The sequence below is a fragment of the Anaerobacillus sp. 1_MG-2023 genome (assembly GCF_030547345.1).
GTDB lineage: Bacteria > Bacillota > Bacilli > Bacillales > Guptibacillaceae > Guptibacillus > Guptibacillus hwajinpoensis_B.
The window spans coordinates 379,571-398,295 of record NZ_JAUORD010000003.1; the positions used below are offsets into that span (position 1 = coordinate 379,571).

18 protein-coding genes and 1 riboswitch are annotated in these 18,725 nt (G+C 39.4%); of the genes, 13 read left to right on the forward strand and 5 right to left on the reverse strand.

Annotation, left to right across the window (positions count from 1 at the left end):
* Nucleotides 1-8 precede the first annotated feature (8 nt).
* Nucleotides 9-1,493, forward strand: a complete 1,485-nt coding sequence (locus tag Q4550_RS08300) for a glutamate synthase subunit beta (RefSeq protein WP_303531642.1) — start codon at nt 9-11, stop codon at nt 1,491-1,493.
* 98 nt (nt 1,494-1,591) lie between these two features.
* Here Q4550_RS08300 and Q4550_RS24630 read toward each other — a convergent pair whose 3' ends face one another.
* Nucleotides 1,592-1,681, reverse strand: a complete 90-nt coding sequence (locus tag Q4550_RS24630; protein ID WP_224880206.1) for a putative holin-like toxin — start codon at nt 1,679-1,681, stop codon at nt 1,592-1,594.
* 217 nt (nt 1,682-1,898) lie between these two features.
* On the opposite strand from Q4550_RS24630, the gene Q4550_RS08305 reads away from it, so the two are divergent.
* From Q4550_RS08305 to Q4550_RS08315, 3 genes are all read left to right on the forward strand, one after another.
* Complete coding sequence (locus Q4550_RS08305; RefSeq protein WP_194221641.1) at nt 1,899-2,843, forward strand: ring-cleaving dioxygenase; 945 nt, start codon at nt 1,899-1,901, stop codon at nt 2,841-2,843.
* Nucleotides 2,843-3,445, forward strand: a complete 603-nt coding sequence (locus tag Q4550_RS08310; protein WP_303531643.1) for an alpha/beta hydrolase — start codon at nt 2,843-2,845, stop codon at nt 3,443-3,445. The genes Q4550_RS08305 and Q4550_RS08310 overlap by 1 nt, the downstream gene beginning before the upstream one ends.
* Before the next feature lie 262 nt (nt 3,446-3,707).
* The gene (locus Q4550_RS08315; RefSeq protein ID WP_303531645.1) at nt 3,708-4,166 is read left to right on the forward strand and encodes a DUF4306 domain-containing protein; all 459 of its coding nucleotides are present in this window, start codon (nt 3,708-3,710) and stop codon (nt 4,164-4,166) included.
* Nucleotides 4,167-4,238: 72 nt separating this feature from the next.
* On the opposite strand, the gene Q4550_RS08320 is transcribed toward Q4550_RS08315, so the two are convergent.
* Nucleotides 4,239-5,471: a dicarboxylate/amino acid:cation symporter gene (locus tag Q4550_RS08320; protein WP_303531647.1), complete on the reverse strand. Its 1,233-nt coding sequence runs from the start codon at nt 5,469-5,471 to the stop codon at nt 4,239-4,241.
* 275 nt (nt 5,472-5,746) lie between these two features.
* Here Q4550_RS08320 and Q4550_RS08325 point away from each other — a divergent pair, with 275 nt between their 5' ends.
* The 3 genes from Q4550_RS08325 to Q4550_RS08335 all read left to right on the forward strand — a co-directional run bounded on the left by Q4550_RS08325 (nt 5,747) and on the right by Q4550_RS08335 (nt 8,173).
* A complete protein-coding gene (locus tag Q4550_RS08325) occupies nt 5,747-6,523 on the forward strand; it encodes a class I SAM-dependent methyltransferase (RefSeq protein ID WP_303531649.1) in 777 nt (258 codons plus the stop codon).
* Between the two features lie 6 nt (nt 6,524-6,529).
* The gene (gene mug, locus Q4550_RS08330) at nt 6,530-7,030 is read left to right on the forward strand and encodes a G/U mismatch-specific DNA glycosylase (RefSeq protein ID WP_303531651.1); all 501 of its coding nucleotides are present in this window, start codon (nt 6,530-6,532) and stop codon (nt 7,028-7,030) included.
* A 246-nt stretch (nt 7,031-7,276) separates the two neighbouring features.
* Entirely contained in the window at nt 7,277-8,173 is an 897-nt protein-coding gene (locus tag Q4550_RS08335; RefSeq protein ID WP_303531765.1) for a branched-chain amino acid transaminase, read from the forward strand.
* Between the two features lie 342 nt (nt 8,174-8,515).
* On the opposite strand, the gene Q4550_RS08340 is transcribed toward Q4550_RS08335, so the two are convergent.
* Both Q4550_RS08340 and Q4550_RS08345 read right to left on the reverse strand, forming a co-directional pair.
* On the reverse strand, nt 8,516-10,399 hold the full coding sequence (locus Q4550_RS08340) for a vWA domain-containing protein (RefSeq protein ID WP_303531652.1): 1,884 nt from the start codon (nt 10,397-10,399) through the stop codon (nt 8,516-8,518).
* Entirely contained in the window at nt 10,400-11,305 is a 906-nt protein-coding gene (locus tag Q4550_RS08345; RefSeq protein WP_303531654.1) for an AAA family ATPase, read from the reverse strand.
* A gap of 175 nt (nt 11,306-11,480) precedes the next feature.
* Between Q4550_RS08345 and Q4550_RS08350 the strand changes: the two genes are divergently transcribed.
* From Q4550_RS08350 to Q4550_RS08360, 3 genes are all read left to right on the forward strand, one after another.
* The gene (locus Q4550_RS08350; RefSeq protein ID WP_303531656.1) at nt 11,481-11,822 is read left to right on the forward strand and encodes a YojF family protein; all 342 of its coding nucleotides are present in this window, start codon (nt 11,481-11,483) and stop codon (nt 11,820-11,822) included.
* 13 nt (nt 11,823-11,835) lie between these two features.
* A complete protein-coding gene (gene bshB2, locus Q4550_RS08355; RefSeq protein ID WP_194221648.1) occupies nt 11,836-12,501 on the forward strand; it encodes a bacillithiol biosynthesis deacetylase BshB2 in 666 nt (221 codons plus the stop codon).
* An 82-nt stretch (nt 12,502-12,583) separates the two neighbouring features.
* Nucleotides 12,584-14,203 (forward strand): ABC-F family ATP-binding cassette domain-containing protein, encoded by a 1,620-nt coding sequence (locus Q4550_RS08360; RefSeq protein WP_226613088.1) that lies wholly within the window; start codon nt 12,584-12,586, stop codon nt 14,201-14,203.
* Nucleotides 14,204-14,240: 37 nt separating this feature from the next.
* Here Q4550_RS08360 and Q4550_RS08365 read toward each other — a convergent pair whose 3' ends face one another.
* Nucleotides 14,241-15,590, reverse strand: a complete 1,350-nt coding sequence (locus Q4550_RS08365) for an MATE family efflux transporter (RefSeq protein ID WP_303531663.1) — start codon at nt 15,588-15,590, stop codon at nt 14,241-14,243.
* Between the two features lie 131 nt (nt 15,591-15,721).
* Between Q4550_RS08365 and Q4550_RS08370 the strand changes: the two genes are divergently transcribed.
* From Q4550_RS08370 to Q4550_RS08380, 3 genes are all read left to right on the forward strand, one after another.
* The gene (locus Q4550_RS08370; RefSeq protein WP_303531666.1) at nt 15,722-16,132 is read left to right on the forward strand and encodes a thiol-disulfide oxidoreductase DCC family protein; all 411 of its coding nucleotides are present in this window, start codon (nt 15,722-15,724) and stop codon (nt 16,130-16,132) included.
* Between the two features lie 178 nt (nt 16,133-16,310).
* Nucleotides 16,311-16,413, forward strand: a riboswitch (purine riboswitch).
* Nucleotides 16,414-16,660: 247 nt separating this feature from the next.
* Entirely contained in the window at nt 16,661-17,542 is an 882-nt protein-coding gene (locus Q4550_RS08375; protein ID WP_483298557.1) for a 5'-methylthioadenosine/S-adenosylhomocysteine nucleosidase, read from the forward strand.
* Between the two features lie 261 nt (nt 17,543-17,803).
* A complete protein-coding gene (locus Q4550_RS08380; RefSeq protein ID WP_303531669.1) occupies nt 17,804-18,694 on the forward strand; it encodes a nitrilase-related carbon-nitrogen hydrolase in 891 nt (296 codons plus the stop codon).
* Nucleotides 18,695-18,725: the final 31 nt, after the last annotated feature.

The following is an 18,725-nucleotide window of genomic DNA, read 5'->3' on the forward strand; positions in this document are numbered from 1 at the left end:
GTATTCGATTGGGTAAACCAACAGGTTTTTTAGACTATCCTAGAGAAAAAGCACGTGAAAGAGATCATTCAACACGCTTAAAAGATTGGGAAGAATACCAGCTTCCTCAATCAGAAGAAACTCTGAAAACGCAAGGGGCACGCTGCATGGATTGTGGCACGCCCTTCTGCCACTCAGGTATAGAACTAAATGGAAGTGCATCGGGTTGTCCACTTTATAATTTGATTCCTGAATGGAATCACCTTGTATATCAAGGGAAATGGAAAGACGCGCTAGATCGACTTCTTAAAACGAATAACTTTCCGGAATTCACCGGTAGAGTTTGCCCGGCACCGTGTGAGGGAGCCTGCGTAGCAGCTATTCCTGATGATGCTGTTGCAATAAAAAGTATCGAGAAGGAAATTATTGATCGCGGGTTTGCAGAAGGTTGGATGACACCCGAGCCTCCTAAAAATCGTACAGGTAAGAAGATTGCCATTGTAGGATCAGGCCCTGCTGGTTTAGCAGCGGCTGATCAGCTAAATAAAGCTGGTCATACTGTCACAGTATTTGAGCGTGACGATCGTATTGGTGGTTTACTAATGTACGGTATTCCGAATATGAAGCTTGATAAAGAATTAGTTGAGCGACGTGTGAAGCTTCTTGAAGATGAGGGAGTAACCTTTATTACGAATACCGAAATTGGTAAAGATGTCACTCAAGATGAGCTTCGTGATCAGCATGATGCTGTAATTCTTTGTACAGGTGCTCAAAAGCACCGTGATCTTCCGATTGAAGGTCGTAAGCTAGGTGGCATTCATTATGCCATGGATTATTTAAGACAGAACACGAAAAGTTTGCTTGATTCTAAGCTTCAAGATAACAAGTATGTTTCTGCAGAAGGTAAAAATGTTATTGTCATCGGTGGTGGAGATACTGGAGCGGACTGTGTGGCAACTGCGCTCAGACACGGTTGCAAAAGTGTACACCAATTTGGTAAACACCCGCAGCTAACTGCCGACCGTATGATCGATAATCCTTGGCCAGAATTCCCTAAGGTTTTTACTCTTGACTATGCTTATGAAGAAGCGCAAGCAGAGCACGGGGAAGACCCTCGTCAATATTCCATCATGACGAAAAAATTTGTTGGTGACGAAGATGGCAATGTGAAGGAACTTCATACGGTTACAATCGAAAAGCATGTTGATAAGATGGGCAATGTGTTCATGAAGGAACTCCCTGGTACAGAGCAAGTTTGGCCAGTTGAACTTGTCTTCATTGCTATTGGATTTACTGGACCTGAAGAAGGGGTTCTCGAACATTTTGAAGTAGAGCAGGACAATCGGAAACGAGCGAAGGCTGAATTCGAAGACTATCGCACAAACGTTGATGGTGTTTTTGCAGCAGGTGATGTTCGCAGAGGACAGAGTCTCATTGTATGGGCGATAAATGAAGGTCGCGGCGTTGCACGCGAGACCGATCGTTATCTTATGAATAAAACTGTCATGCCTTAATTGATGTAAAAAAGCACTCCTATGAAGGTAATGACCCCGAAAGTTAGAGTAAAACTAACTTCCGGGGGTCATCACCGAAGGGGTGCTTTTTCACTTTGTTACGATGAACGATCTTTCGTGTGGATGATGGCGAGCACAAGAGCGGAAAAGCTGACCATTAACGACAGGGCCTCAAATACGCTTAGCATCACATCACTCCTTTACATATAGAATGTCACCAGCAGGGGTTGTCCTATACGCATAAGAGGAAAAGATTTGACATAAGAATACAAATTATATACACTTAAATCGAATATCTCGATTTCGAGATAAATGCGTCTAAAAGAACAAATTAGACGATTAAAAACCGTACTATACGGGAACCTTCTAAAGTGGATGTAATATTGAAAAGGAGACTTGTCATTTATGAAGCATACAACAGGGATACATCATATTACTGCAATTGTAGGAAATCCTCAGGAAAATATTGATTTTTATAGTGGGGTTCTTGGTCTTCGTCTCGTTAAAAAAACAGTGAACTTCGATGATCCAGGAACATACCACCTTTATTTCGGAAATGAAGAAGGGGCACCTGGTACAATTATGACCTTTTTCCCATGGTCGAAAGCACATGATGGAAAGATTGGCTCTGGTCAAGTTGGCGTAACCAGCTTCGTTGTGCCTGAAGGCAGTTTAACGTTCTGGAAAAAGCGTCTTGATAAATTAAACGTAGAAAACGGTGAGATGACTCGGTTTGGTGAAAAGGTTCTCGCTTTTGATGATCCGCATGGACTACACCTTGAACTCGTTGAAAGAGAAGAAGGGGAGCGAAACACGTGGAGTTTTGGCGGTGTTAGCACAAAACATGCAATCAAAGGATTCGCAGGTGCTACATTATTGACCGGCAAGCCGGAAGCAACTATGAATGTGTTAGAAGAAGTTCTTGGTTTTATTCGTGTAGCTGAAGAAGAAGATTTTGTTCGATTTAAATCCAGTGATTCGATAGGCAACACGGTCGACGTGAAGAAAACACCGCTAGAGTCTGGAAGCATGGGCTCAGGTACTGTCCATCATATTGCGTTTCGGGCTAATGACTTCAATGATCATGAAGAATGGAGAAACTTACTCGAAGAAAATGGGTATACTCCAACTCCGGTCGTGGATCGACAGTATTTCAATGCCATCTACTTTAGAGAAGAAGGTGGAATACTGTTTGAAATAGCAACGGATCCTCCAGGGTTTGCAAAAGATGAAGACCCTGATGAAATGGGGAAAAAGCTTCTTCTACCACCATGGCTAGAAGAGAAGCGATCTCAAATTGAAAATCATCTTGAACCAGCGGAAGCAAGAGTCCTGAATGGTGACAAATGATGAACCATCTTTTTAAACAAGGAAAAAAAGAGCTTCCGACTGTACTATTACTTCATGGTACTGGCGGAACAGAAGAAGATTTAGTTCCTTTAGCTGAGCTTATTGCTCCTGGGCATTCCATTCTGAGTGTGAGAGGGAATGTATCAGAAAACGGGATGGCGCGCTTTTTCAAGCGATTAGCGGAAGGCGTTTTTGATGAAGCGGATTTAATAGAGAGAACACATGAATTAAATGCTTTCATCGATGAATCGGCACAAAAATACGATTTTGAGCGCAACAACGTTATTGCAATAGGGTACTCAAATGGCGCTAACATCGTAGCTAGCCTTCTATTCCACGATGCAAATGCGCTTAAAGGCGCTGTCCTACATCATCCTATGGTGCCACTGCGTCATCTTGAGCTACCGAACCTTAAGCAAAAACCAATTTTCATAGGCGCTGGTGAAAATGATCCCATTTGCGCCCCTCAAGAAACAAAGGAACTTCAGGAAATGTTCTCTCATGCTGGGGCAGAGGTAACGGTTCATTGGGAAAGTGCAGGTCATCAATTAACGAGATCAGAAGCAGAAAAAGCGGCAGAATGGTTTAAAGAAAACTATTAGAACAGCTGGTTGATTTTAATTAGTTATACAATAAAAAAGCGGAAACGAGCATTAAAATCGAATGATTTTGATGCTCGTTTTATGATAAAAGATAAGTTCATACGATATTTAATGACTAGATTTTGAATCATTCATAAGCAATAAATTTACTTAATCTATTAAGTTTGAGTACATGGTTTTAGCGGGTTTAGAACCAAAAATCATTATGGTAAAATAAGGGTGATGATTTGAAGTAGTTTTCAGGTAAGGAGTCGAATGTTGGATGATGAATATTGTGAAAGGTAGTACCGCACTTGTTATGCTTGTTTTATCTACATTAGGAAGCTGGTATGAAGGTAGTGAGCTACGAAATAAGCCGTGGGAATGGGAATATAGCACATTTTTTTCAAGGGTGATAAACGGCCAAGTTACAGGGCAAGCAGATATATCAAGCCTAGATCACTTTATATATGCGGCTAAATTCAAACCGCTCTTCCCAATTCTTATGGTGGTAAGCGGTATTTATTTGCTGACGTTTTTATTTTCATTCGCCGTTAAGCATGATCGGAAGAAGTTAAAAGTCTATTATGGAAGTCTAGGAATGGGGTTACTTCTCGCAAGTTGTTTTAGCAATAATTCTCCCACAGTTGGATTAGAAATAATTTCATGGTTGCTCATCACTGTTGGTTTACTCAATATTGGAGGATTCTTATGGATCGGTAGAAGGACAAGAGACATTTAGTGTTAATAGAGTTTAATCGTTTAATTAGAGAAAAGCGGCCCTGTTATCGAGATAACAGGGCCGCCTTTTCATTTAAGCAGCTGATTTGGATGGTTTTTTATCACGATCGATGACAGCTGCCCCAATAATATCACCAAGTACGTTCGAAGCTGTACCAGCCATGCCAATCATGACGTCAACTCCAGCGATTAAAGCAACAATTTCTAAGGGAAGGTTAAACATGGTTAACACTGCTGATAATGTCACTAAGCCGGCAGCGGGAATCCCGGCCGTTCCTATGGAGAGAAGTGTACCTATGGCAACAATGGTCACATAATCCATAACGGAGAAGTTTAATCCGGTGACATTTGCGGCAAAAACGATCGACACACCCATTCTTAACGCCCCTCCGTCTGAATTGAAGACGGCCCCGATTGGTAAAGAAAAGTTCACAATTCGTTCTGAGATGCCGGCTTTTTTAGCAGAGTCAATCGCGATTGGAAGAGAAGCGATACTACTTGATGTAAAAAATGCTGTTAAGTAAGCATCTTTCGTTTGAGAAAAGAAGTTTTTAATACTTAATTTCGCATACTTTAGAAAAGAAGTATAAATCAATGCCCAAAGTAATAGAACGCCTAAATAAAAAACACCTGTGAAAGCAAGTAAAGATTGGAACGTTTGCCAGCCTTGAGTGCCGAAGGATGTTGCACTAATGGCAAAGATGCCAAACGGTGCATAAAGCAAAATACCTTGCAGTAACAAAAAGAATAAGTCATTTGCAGCGGAGAATAGCTTATGAAGTCTCTCGCCAGATTCACGCAAGTCATTTTTCTCAGAATAGCGCATTTTCCCCATAGTTAATCCAATGATTACAGCAAGAAAGAGGATACCCATGAGTTGTCCTGAAGAAAAGGTTTCAAAAAGGTTATTCGGAACGATATTTAAGAGAACATCAGAAAAACCAGGAGTGTCAGGCTTTTCAATTTTCGTATCCGGAAGTGTTAGACCAGACCCAGGGCTAATCCATAAAGCGATTGTAACCCCTATTAAAACAGCGGCTGCTGTTGTTAATCCGTAATATACTAACAGTTTTCCACCTAATTTCCCAAGGTATTTTGGGTTCATTTGATTGATTGCAAGCACAACTGTTAGAAAAATAACTGGAATGGCTACTAGGTTAAGCAAGTTGATTAGAATGGTGCCAAGCGGTTTAATGAATTCTATACTTGAGCCAAAAAGAATTCCAGCTGTAATACCAAGTATAAAGCCAAGCGTCATTTTTAGTATGAATGAAGAATTTTTATACATATGCCACATTTTTTGCATTGTTCCACCTCTTATTAAATAGTGTTATTAGTATAACAGCTACATAATAATTTGTTTAGAATTTGAATTTTCATTTATCGTATATGTTAAAATTATATGGTTTATATAACAATGAGCCAATGGTGTTTATATTAGTTGATAGCACGTGTCCACCGAATACAGTTTCACTTCATTTTTTATTTCAATATAGTTTCTAAGGTGGAGCTGTTCTCTCCGGAAATCATCTTAAACGACATGGTATACTAGCTTTGAAGGAAATTAAAGGAGATAATCGGATGATTTTTACAACTGCAGGAAGACCGACTGAAGCACTCATTAAAGAGGCTATAAAACTGAGTCATAATTATGAAGGTACTTACATATCAAGAGAAAAACGATCGATTCAACAAATCATTCATCTTTATCAGGAAATAGTTGTGGTTGTCGGTTTTGATCGATTATATTTGTATAAAGAAAGCGCTGAAACACCGATTTTCTTTCATCCAAACTCGGCGATGTTTCGTTGCAAGGCGGTTCTAAATGGTCGTGATGATGCGTTCATTAAGGCGAGTGGTCTTAGTGAAGGAATGAGCTTGTTAGATTGTACAGCAGGTCTTGGTTCTGACAGCATCGTTGCGAGTTTAATAGTAGGCGAATTCGGTAGTGTCCAAGCAATTGAGGGTTCAGAGCACGCACTATTACTGCAAGAAGGATTAAAAAAATGGGAAAGTAATAATAACTACGTAGATAAGGCAATGAGGCGAATAACAGTTCGAAGTAATAAATATGAAGACGTATTACCTCATTTAATGGAGAACTCGGTTGATGTTGTATATTTTGACCCAATGTTTGAAGATTCTATCTTAGCATCTGACGGCGTATCTGGTATCAAACAGGTTGCGATTTATGATGCACTCACAGAAAATATGGTGATGGAAGCTAGACGAGTTGCCCGCATAAGAGTTATTTTAAAAGATTCATTTAAAAGCTCCCGGTTTGAACAGTTAGGTTTTCAACAACAAATTCGAAAAACATCGAAATTTCATTATGGAATACTTGAATGCAAGGAGTGAGGCGCTTTGTTACCAGACCATCTTGATCACCAGTTGAAAGTTTTGTTTATCGGTTTTAACCCTGGACTCCAGTCCGAGAATGAGGGGCATCATTATGCAAACCCAACAAATCGTTTTTATTCCGTATTAAAAGAAGCGGGTCTTACAGATCGTAAGCTCTTACCAGAGGAAGACCATAGGCTTTTAGAATATGGGTATGGCCTCACGAATATCGTAGATCGTCCTACGCGAGGAGCGGCTGACTTAACGTCTGATGATTACACAAAAGGACGAGAGCAGCTTAGCAAGAAAATTAGATTGTATAAGCCCGAAGTCAATTGTTTTGTAGGAAAAGGAGTTTACCAGAAATTCTCGGGTGTTAGAAAGGCTGAGTGGGGATATCAACCCGTTAATCAAATAGATGGTGTGCAAGATTTTGTGGCACCATCAACTAGCGGATTAGTTAGGATGACACTTGAGGAATTAGTAGAAATCTATCGGCATTTAAGTACAATGCTAAGAAAATGAACGACATAGATTTTGTTCTCATTCGAGAATCAACAGTATCTAGCTAAGTACAGAGAAATAGTCCCTTCGTAAGAACATGTCGTACATTACTGGTGCAACATTAATCGAAAATTCTCTAATGATTAGCCATTACGAGCATATATTATTTAAAAAGCTATGTTAGTTAATAGTGATGATATATCGGCTTTCGGTAAAAAACAACAACGTTCCATCTAGCCATTAAAGAGGGTGAATGCTGTGCCTTTTATGTTTGATAAAGATCGATTTGTAGATGAACGTTCCTTAAGTCTTAGCATTAAAAATAAAGGGCTAAACTATGGTCTAGGTTGCATAGAAGGTATACGCGCCTTTTGGAATAAAGAACAAAAGCAGCTTTTTGTTTTTCGATTAGATGATCATTTTAAAAGGTTCCACGGCTCTGGAAAAAGCTTGTATATTCCCATTCCCTATTCTATAGATCAGTTGTCTGAGATTACCAGGCAGTTACTATCAATCAACCAAGTGACTCAAGATGTTTATATACGGCCGCTTTGTTTCAAAGGAGCTAATACGTTACGTCCAGATTTAAATGATCCATTAAATCATCTAGCAATCTATCTGGATCTTACCGAGTATGAGCCAAAACATTCTATAAATGTATGTGTTTCCTCTTGGACAAGAGTAGGAAGTAACATGATTCCTCCACAAACAAAATCAACAGCTGGCTACTTGAATTCAGGGTTGGCAATTAATGAAGCGGTGTTAAACGGTTATGATGGGGCTCTTTTTTTAACTAGAGAAGGGAATGTAAGTGAGGGAGCTACTAATAACCTCTTTATCGTACGAAGGAATGAAGTTGTGACTCCTCCAGTATCTGATGATATTCTTCCTGGAATCACTCGAAATACCGTTGCTCAAATTGTATACAGAGAGTTGGGATTATCAATGCGAGAACAGAGTATTACGAGAGTTGAGTTATACGAGGCAGATGAAGTGTTTCTTACGGGAACGGCTATTGGAATTAAACCAGTAGTGGAGATAGATCGAAGAATGATAGGAAATGGTAAAATCGGTCAGATTACACATAAAATCCAAAAAACGTATGACCAGATCGCTCGTGGGGGGATATCATCCTATATTAGCTACTGTACTTCTGTGTATTAAAATGCAAAAATATTCGAGCTAAATCGCTTAAGGTACTATATCCTTTACGATGGATATTTTTAATAAACGAGTAAAAAGAAGAGAAATTCAATTTGCTAAACCGTTAATCTTAGCACCAGCATAAACTGCTTTTTTTCTATTAATGTAGTATTTAATTCTATTTTGATATACTTTACTGCCGAATTCCACCATTATTACTTAGCGGTTTAGCGAATTGGTTTATTAGTTGGATGAGACAGGATATAGAAATGGGGTCCATCAATAAAAGGGATTTCAAGCATATTTATTATAGAAAAAGCGGTTATCACCATTTAAGGACAATGTGATAACCGTTCATATTTTCTATACAAATCGCAGCAACAATCGTTTCAACAGAGGCGTTAAATAAGCGGGAATCTCATTAGCAGAAGGAATCACAAGGCTTTGTGTGCCGTAGATATTTCGCATCGTATTTTTTTCCTTTTCCTGTGGTTCCCCGTTAGATAAGAAAACACCGATTACTTCAAAGCCTTTTTTCCTTGTTTGCATCACGGCTTCATGAGTATCGATGATACCATTTTCGCTGTAATCGTATGCGGAAGGCTCGCCGTCTGTAAACACAAGTAAAATTTTATGTTTTTCATTTCGTTCGGCTAATTCTTGAGCAACTTTTCGAATCGCATACCCATCCCGATTGTCTTCTTCAGGTTCCAATTGCATAATTTTAGCCCCTTCATGAGCTTGAGTCGATCGGTTGTAATCAACAATTTGAAATAGGGTATTCGGTTGTTCCTGATCATCAGCATCGAATGCATCTTCATAGAATCCAGTGATCGAGTGTTTAATATTAAGTCCTTTTAGCGTCTCATGGAAAAGCGTGATTCCTAGTCGTGTTTCTTCCATCTTGTCGTACATCGATGCCGAGCAATCGACGAGCAACGAGAACGTTACATCAAGCTCTGTACTAGGCGCATTCTTTTTATAAAAGAGACGAGGGTTTTCGTCTGTTAATAGCCTTAGTAGCTTGCGGTTCAATCGTCCAAAGTGAAGATCACTTCTAGGAGCAATTTGTTTTTGCTCAATCGTTTTTTGGATCGCAGCACGAAGTGATTTTTCAGCGTATTGGATGTCAGCCTTCGCAGTTCGATAATTCGAAAGCTCTTCAAAAGTTGGTTTTTCGGCATGACGAATCACTTCTTTTACGTTTCGATTCGCTTCACCTAGAGGATCCTGTGAAGAAGCAACAGCTTTTGTCTCACGACTTTCAAGAATTGCCTCTTCATCAAACTGACTGCCTTCTGACTGCTTAGAAGCACCTTGGACACTGACAAAGGCCTGATCACCAGATTCTTCCTTTCGCTCGCCTTCTCCAATCAGATCTGATTTAGCGCCTTCTTCTAAGTCAAATTGAAGGAAGTTGGATCCTTCTTGCTCCTGCTCTTCATGCCACGTATTCATTTCCTCATCATACGTTTCTTTATCTTCTTTATCAGTCGTTTCCATTGTATCGTCACTTTTTAACTGACGAGCTTCTTCATCTTCAACAACAGCGGAAGCGTTGGCCGAGGTTCCATACATCGTTAAATATTCTGTTGTCATATCGAAATGATCATCATTGAGCTCCTGACAAAATGCGTTTGTGAGAGTGGCAACGTCTTTTGTTGAACTTGCTTTAGAAATCTCAATAATTAAATGGCGCAGATAGGGCTTATATTCTGCTAGTTCATTTCCGAGAGCAACTGGTTTACCGATCGCTTGTAGATAAATTGCGCAGAATAATGCATCAAGCAGCTGATTCTGGCGATTATGAACTTCAAGACGACCACGAAAACGCTTTTGAAATAACGTTCGTCTTGTATCAAAAGCAGAGCTCATTCCTGGTCGGATAGACTTACAAATCTGCTCGAGTCTTATATCCTCTAATAATGCAAACAGTTGCTTACGGAAAAGAGGATGTGATTGTTGTTTGATAGAGGAGAGGAAGTGATCTACTTCATTGAAATTCGTATAATGAACATTACCAAGTGCACGAAGGTAAATATCACTTTTCATACCATCATATTGCGTTCCATCAAAAATATCATTCCAATAATGACTGACCGTAATCAACTGTTCGGCTGGTCTGTAGTAAGAATGGAAAGCGAACTGAACTTCACTCTCTAGATGACTCAGTGTTTCAGCGAGATCAGATAAACTTAGATGAAGAAACGGATCAGTCTGATTCTCAGCAAAGTTTAGAAACTTCATTTATGATTTCTCCTGATAACGTCCGAAAATTGTTTCTGCGATGTTTTCCACTGCAGCTTTTTCACGCTCATCTTCAAGCTTATCTGTAATCGCTCGTTTAATCGCGCGTCTCGCTTCCATAAATGTTGTTAAGTCACAAGCGTCTAGAAGTGAACGAGGAGAGGCGGCTTCCTCTGAAATTTGACCATCTCTTACTTTTGATTGAAGATCAGCAGATAACGTAACAAACTGATCCAGCTGTTTTGAATCATCTAAAAGCGATTGTTCACTTAACATTTCTTTTAAAGCTTCTCCCTGTAGGTAAGGTACTTCTATCACGATAAAGCGATTTTTTAATGCTTCATTTAATGGTGCTGTTCCAATATATCCTTCATTAATTGCAGCAATGACGCCAAAGTTCTCTTTTGCCCGAACCGTTTCTCCTGTGAAAGGGTTTAGAACCATACGACGATAGTCAAGTACACCATTTAGAATGGGAAGTGTTTCTGCTTTTGCTGTATTAATTTCATCAATATAGAGAAGTTCGCCGTTTTTCATCGCGTTTTCTACTGGTCCGGGAATGAATGTAATATGAGCATTGTTCTGATCGTCATATGTTAACGTTTTATACCCTAGAAGCGCTTCCGCATCAAGGTCAACAGAACAGTTAATCGAGTACATTGGCTGGTTAAAGAAGTAGCTAATTAGTTCGGCTAGTTTTGTCTTACCAGCACCTGTCGGCCCTTTAAGAAGTACATTTTTACCTAGAATCAAAGATGTGACGGCATCTTTTACGATCGACATATCTGGTGCTGTATAGCCTTCAGATCCGATGAGATAGTGCTCTGGATTGGAGTTTGCCTCGCGTCTTGCTTCAATACGGTCTCGTATTTTATCTGGAATATCAAACGTTTCATATAATTGCATCTTTCATACCTCCGAGTTTCGAATTCATGTGTATTCAAAAGTTAACTATAACGGAAAAAAACAGTCTCTGTCTAATGAAAGTCGTTCGAATGCCAACGTCAATCATTTTACCAGGCGGAATAGATGAGCTATACTAGTTCTAGCAAGTAGGCCTAAGAAAGAAGGGGGCATAAGAATGAAGCCTATTCAAATAGAAAAAGTACAAGAAATCCTTGAAACATTTGAGAACAAAGAACTGTATTTTCACTTAGAAACAACGAGTGGAGCCTATGCTGCTCAAGATAAAGAAAAGCTTGCGGTTGGAGCTTACATAAGAAATGGCTCAATCAAATTCACCAATGTCAAAATGGCAGGTAACGGTCCATTCCGCGTTGGGTTTAAATTAAATGACGGTTGGATGTACGCTGAAGGCTTAACGGATTATCAGTTGGATGATGGTCGTTTATTAATGGCAGGTCATGATTCAAGCGGACGTTTAGCAGTAGCTGTTCAATTAAGCTATACACCATTCGATTAAGGAGGAAACGATTATGGAGAAACAAGTCCTCGTTGTCTTCCCGCATCCGGATGATGAAGCTTTCGGAACTGCAGGATTGATAACGAAATTTGTAAATGAAGGCGTGCCTGTCACGTATGCATGTGCAACGCTCGGAGAAATGGGACGCAATATGGGTAATCCATTTTTTGCGACAAGAGAAACACTTCCAGAAGTACGAAAGAAAGAATTACAAGATGCCTGCAACGCTATGGGCGTAAAAGATCTTCGCATGCTCGGGTTTAGAGACAAGACGCTTGAGTTTGAAGACCCTGAACTGCTTGTATCTACAATTGGAGAGCTAGTTGATGAATTAAACCCATCATTAATTATTACATTTTATCCAGAATACGGTATCCATCCGGATCATGATGCTTGCTCTGCAGCTGTCATAGAAACGTTAAAACGAATCCCGAAGGAAAAACGTCCAACGGTTTATGCTTTGCCAATTACTCCGGACCGTGAAGTGGTACTTGGTAAACCTGATAAAGTTTTTGATGTAACGGATGTGTTAGAAACGAAGATCAAAACCATTGAAGCACACCGCTCCCAAACAGAGGCGATGGTGGCAAGACTTGAAGATGGTTCAATGGATCCTAATTCTGAAATGATGTCGTTTATTAAACAAGAATCTTTCTGGATCTATCCATTTGATGAATAAGATCTGTTGGGTTCATATCTATTCCGTGTAGAACATGTTATAATTTGCACTATATTACGATAGATGGAGGAATACGACCTAAATGATTACAGTTACAGATGTCGGCTTACGATATGGTGATCGTAAGCTTTTTGAAGATGTTAATATTAAATTTACTCCAGGAAACTGTTATGGACTAATCGGTGCTAATGGTGCAGGTAAGTCAACGTTTCTTAAGATTTTATCAGGTGAAATCGAACCACAAACTGGCGATGTTCACATGGGACCGGGTGAACGACTTGCTGTCCTGAAACAGAACCATTTCGAATACGAAGAGTATGAGGTTCTTAACACCGTAATTATGGGACATGCACGTCTTCATGAAGTAATGCAGGAGAAGAATGCGATCTACATGAAAGAGGATTTCTCAGATGAAGATGGTATGAAAGCTGCAGAGCTTGAAGGTGAATTTGCTGACCTTAACGGGTGGGAAGCTGAATCAGATGCAGCTGTATTACTTAGAGGACTTGGTATTTCTGAAGATCTCCATGACAAGAAGCTCGCAGACCTTACTGGTTCTGAAAAAGTGAAAGTACTTCTTGCACAGGCACTTTTTGGTTCGCCTGATATTCTTCTACTGGATGAGCCTACGAACAACCTTGATCTTGGCGCCATTCAATGGTTAGAAGAATTCCTTATTAACTTTGAGAATACCGTTATTGTTGTGTCCCATGACCGCCACTTCCTAAACAAAGTGTGTACGCATATGGCTGACCTTGATTACGGTAAAATTCAAGTGTATGTGGGTAACTACGATTTCTGGTATGAATCAAGCCAGCTTGCTCGTACGATGAAAGAAGATGCGAACAAGAAAAAAGAAGAGAAAGTAAAGGAACTTCAAGCGTTTATCCAGCGCTTTAGCGCGAACGCGTCGAAGTCTAAACAGGCTACGTCCCGTAAGAAGCTTCTTGATAAGATTACGCTTGATGATATTAAGCCTTCTTCAAGAAAATATCCTTACGTTGCCTTTACACCAAATCGTGAAATCGGAAACGACGTGCTTCACGTAGAAGGTTTAACAAAAACGATTGATGGTGTAAAAGTACTTGATAACGTAAGCTTTATGCTAAATAAAGATGATAAAGTGGCACTCGTAGGGCGTAATGAAATTGCGAATACGGCGCTAATTAAAATCTTGATGGGTGAAATGGAAGCAGATAGCGGAACGTTCAAGTGGGGCGTTACCACTTCACAAGCTTACTTCCCTAAAGATAACTCTGATTACTTTGAGGGTGTGGATACGAACCTTGTTAATTGGCTTCGTCAATATTCCCCAGAAGATCAAAGCGAGAGCTTCCTACGCGGATTCCTTGGAAGAATGCTTTTCTCTGGTGAAGAAGTATTGAAGAAAGCAAGCGTTCTTTCCGGTGGCGAAAAAGTTCGCTGCATGCTTTCAAAAATGATGCTTAGCGGTGCGAATGTTCTTGTACTTGACGATCCGACAAACCACCTGGATCTTGAATCAATTACTGCACTCAACAATGGTCTTATGAATTTCAAAGGTGCAATGATCTTTACATCTCATGACCACCAGTTCATTCAAACGATCGCAAATAGAGTAATTGAAGTAACACCTAAAGGGATCATTGATAAAGAAGCAACTTATGATGAGTACCTTGAAAACACTGAATTACAAGCAAAAGCACAAGAAATGTACAAGTAATACAAAAAGCGGCACCCTTCTGGGAGCCGCTTTTTGTTTATATAATTCTTCCGACTCTTTGTACGTGACGGAGACGTAGGAAGAGCGTAATAGCAGCAACGAAAAGTCCCGCACTAAGCCCAACCCAGTAGCCGTATGGACCGAACGCTGTGTATTTCGCTAATAAGTAGCCTGAAGGAAGGCCAATCACCCAGTAAGAAATGAGACTCATAACAAGCGTTACGTTAACATCTTTATATCCTCTAAGCGCTCCTTGTATGGGAGCAGCAACGGCATCGGAAAGCTGAAAGAAGATGGCGTAAATAAGGAATACTTTAATTAAATCAAACACTCCCTGGTTGCTTGTATACCAACTCGCGACGGTGTCATTGAAGAGAAATAAACAAAGAGCTGATAGTAAGGCCATTAGAACAGCAAAGACAATGCCCATATAGCTGTATTGCTTTGCATCCTGTAATCTTCTTGCCCCAACCTCAAATCCAATAGCAATTGTTAACGCCATTGATATACTAAGGGGGATCATATATAGAAGAGAAGCAAAATTAATGGCTGCCTGGTGAGCAGCGATCGTTTCGGTTGTATACGTGCTCATTAAAAGTGTAACGGCCGCAAAAATACTGACTTCAAAAAAGATAGAAAAACCTATCGGAACACCGATTTTTAGCTGTTCTTTCCAGGTAGAAAAGGATATTGGATAAAAACGGTTGAAAATCCTATATGCTCGGAATGGTCTTACTCTGATGACAACTAGTAAGGCGATTAAAAGAATAAACCAATAAGTGATCGCTGATGCATATCCAGCACCAACACCTCCTAATTCAGGGAATCCCCATTTACCGAAAATCAAAACATAATTGAAGAATACGTTGATTGGAAGCGACGTTAAAGTTACTAGCATCGTCGTTCTTGTTTCACCAAGTGCATCAAAGAAACTCCTTAGAACGGAATAAATAAACAGTGGAATTATACCGAAAGAAAGTCCGATAAGATATTCTTTTGCAATTTGAGCAACTTTGCTATTAAGATCCATGGTGTTTAAAATAGGGTCTAATATAAAATAACCAACAACTAATATACTAACGGAAAGAGCAATGGAAAGGTAAATGCCCTGAAGTACTGAAAATGAAACCCGATCTTCCTGCTTTGCACCGATATAATGCGAAACAATCGGAGTGATGGCAAGTAATATTCCACTTAATCCTGTAAATACAGGAACCCAGAGACTTGAACCAATGGCAACTCCAGCAAGATCATTTGCCCCAGCTCGTCCACTCATAATCGTATCAACGAAATTCATTGAGTAGAGACCAACTTGAGTGATTAAAATGGGGTAAAGAATGATGGCTAATAATTTGATCTTTTCCTTGATCGTTTTAGTTGGATACATGGTGCAACATCCTTGCTATGTAGAATAATGAACATGGAAATTATAGCATATTCCCCATCGTAGATTATGTAGTTATGATATACTTATTATGTGAAGTAATGAGCATGTTTTAAAACGAGGTGAATGGAATAGTGAATACAACCAGAGAATCGAAAACAAACATTATTCTTTTTGATGGGGTTTGTAATTTATGCAATGGATTAGTGAAGTTTATGTTTAAGTATGATAAAAAAGCTGTTTTTTCTTTTGCTTCTCTCCAATCGAATACGGCTAAGCGTCTCCTTCATGACGCTGAACTAACAGACGTTCCGGATAGTGTGATTGTCATTAAGGATGGAAAGGCGCTTGTTAAATCAGATGCAGCTCTTTATATTTTAAAGCAGCTAGGAGGCTTTTTTAGTCTTTTTCTTATACTTCGACTTTTACCATTACGGCTAAGAGACAAAATTTATGACGGCATTGCAAAGCGCCGTTACAAATGGTTTGGGAAAAATGAAAGTTGTATGATTCCATCAAAAGAACAAAGAGAGAGATTTTTATAATTGTAGTTCAATCATTTTATTGGATTATAGTTTTTTTGCTAATTACTGTTAATATTAATAGAAGTACTCATAAAAATCTCTCGATATTATCTAATAACGAACATTTTAAATGATTTTTTATAAGAATGTTCATATTTTTGTTGTTATAACTAATGATCTTTGTTATGGTATTAAAGTACTAACTTAATCATTTCTTACTCGTATATCCTCAGAAATATGGTCTGAGTGTTTCTACCCGGTTCCCGTTAAAGTACTGGACTACGAGTTGAAGTATGCATGTAGCTGACTTAACATTTAGTTTTACTAATAACTTTGGCAGGGATATTTGACGCATATTTTAACTTTCGTAGGTCTGGACGGTAGAACATCTTCTACAAAATCCTGGCCTATTTCTTTTGATTTTAATACGAGAATCACAATCTAGAGGGGGGAGAATGACAACAGAAGAAAAGTTTACTATTGTCAGTCACAAATCACGTATTTGATGAAGAAGAGTGTCCGAACTTACATACTAGGGAGAGAAAGTCGATGAGGAAACCATTTTTTAAAAAATACGCTACATCAGCTATGATAACTTTACTTTTGTTAGTTGTTTTGTCAGCCTGTAACTCTGCACCAGAATCTTCAGCTGAACAAGAGAAAACAGAAAGACCAATCATTGTACAGGGACCAATGCCAATTGAAGCAGAAGAGTTCGCACAAAAATTAGAGAATGTAACAGAAGAAAATTCAGGTTCGTTCGTTTTTTACAAAGGGACAGTGAATGATTATCCTGTTATCGTTACGAAAACAGGTAAAGGAATGGAGAATACAGCAGCTGCCACTGCACTAGCAATAGAGAAGTATAACCCGATCGCGATTATCAATCAAGGGACATCAGGAGGACATGATCCTGAATTGGACGTATTTGATATCGTATTAGGGCAAAGAACCACAAACACGGGTTCATTAAAAACAACTAATCTCGAGGAGAATGAGGGTATTAAGCCAACGGAATGGAAACCAATGGACTTAATGGCGTCTGAAGGTAGCGCAGGAGAAGATCCAGATGCAGAAAACATCCGATACTTTGATGGAGATAAGGACTTACTTGCTGCAGCGAACGCCGTGAAGGAAGAATATACAAAAGGAAAAGTTGTGGAAGGAACAATTGGTTCAGCGGATGTATGGAATAATGAAATTGATCGTATCAAGTGGTTTCATGAAAATTATGGTACATCCGTTGAAGAAATGGAAGGTGCTGCAGGAGCACAAATCGCTCAAGCCTTCGATGTTCCTTTCCTAGGGATTCGTATTCTTTCAAATAATAAAGTAAATGGAGGAGAATACAACCCAAATACTGCTGAAGCAAATCAGGAGTATGTTTATAAGGTCGTTCAACAATATATTAAGGATCAAAAAGATAACTAGCACCCATGAAGTGTCTAGTAATCGTAAACCATAAATACAACCATGGGTTTTAACAAAAACAGCTTAAGTAGTAAGTGCGGAGAGAGCCGTACTTCACTTAGGCTGTTTTTTTGATCCATCTTCTTTTAAAGACTCGCGACAGAATGATAGTTTTTTGTACATTTTATTTTACATTTTGTATAGTGCATGGAGGAAATGAATCTTCTACACTTTTATTAGAAAGAAAATTCAGTTAACTAATGTGAATAGGAGGGCATACATATGGCAGATTCAGTGAAAATTGGCCTAATTCAGGCGAAAAATGATGTGGAAGGTAGTGAATCAGTTGACCTTCACAAAGAAAAAGCCATTGAAAAACATATTCACCTTGTAAGAGAAGCAAGTGAAAAAGGAGCTCAAATTGTTTGTCTTCAGGAGATCTTCTATGGACCGTATTTTTGTGCAGAGCAGAATACAAAGTGGTATGACGCTGCAGAAGAGATCCCCGAGGGTCCAACGACAGTGAGATTTCAGGCGCTTGCTCGAGAACTTGGTATTGTGATTGTTCTACCTATTTATGAGCGAGAAGGCATCTCAACCTATTATAATACTGCTGCGGTTATTGATGCTGATGGTTCTTATCTTGGTAAGTACCGGAAACAACACATTCCACATGTAGCAGTTGGAGACAATGGCCATGGATTCTGGGAAAAATACTATTTTAAGCCTGGTAATCTTGGTTATCCGGTGTTCGACACGGCTTTCGCAAAGATAGGCGTGTATATTTGTTATGATCGTCATTTTCCAGAAGGAGCAAGACTGCTTGGTTTAAACGGCGCAGAGATCGTTTTTAATCCTTCTGCAACGGTAGCTGGACTTTCTGAGTACTTATGGAAGCTAGAGCAGCCAGCTCATGCTGTTGCGAACGGTTACTATCTTGGAGCCATTAATCGAATTGGGACAGAGGGACCTTGGAACATGGGCGAATTCTATGGACAATCTTATCTTGTTGATCCACGAGGCAATTTTGTAGCGATGGGTTCAAGGGATGAAGATGAAGTGATTATCGGTGATGTAAATAAAAAGATGATTCGTGAAGTTCGAGATACGTGGCAATTTTATCGCGATCGCCGTCCTGAGACATATGGGGAAATGACTTCACTATTGCCTTGATGGAAGTGAAAGCAGGTGTGGCTTCGCCGCC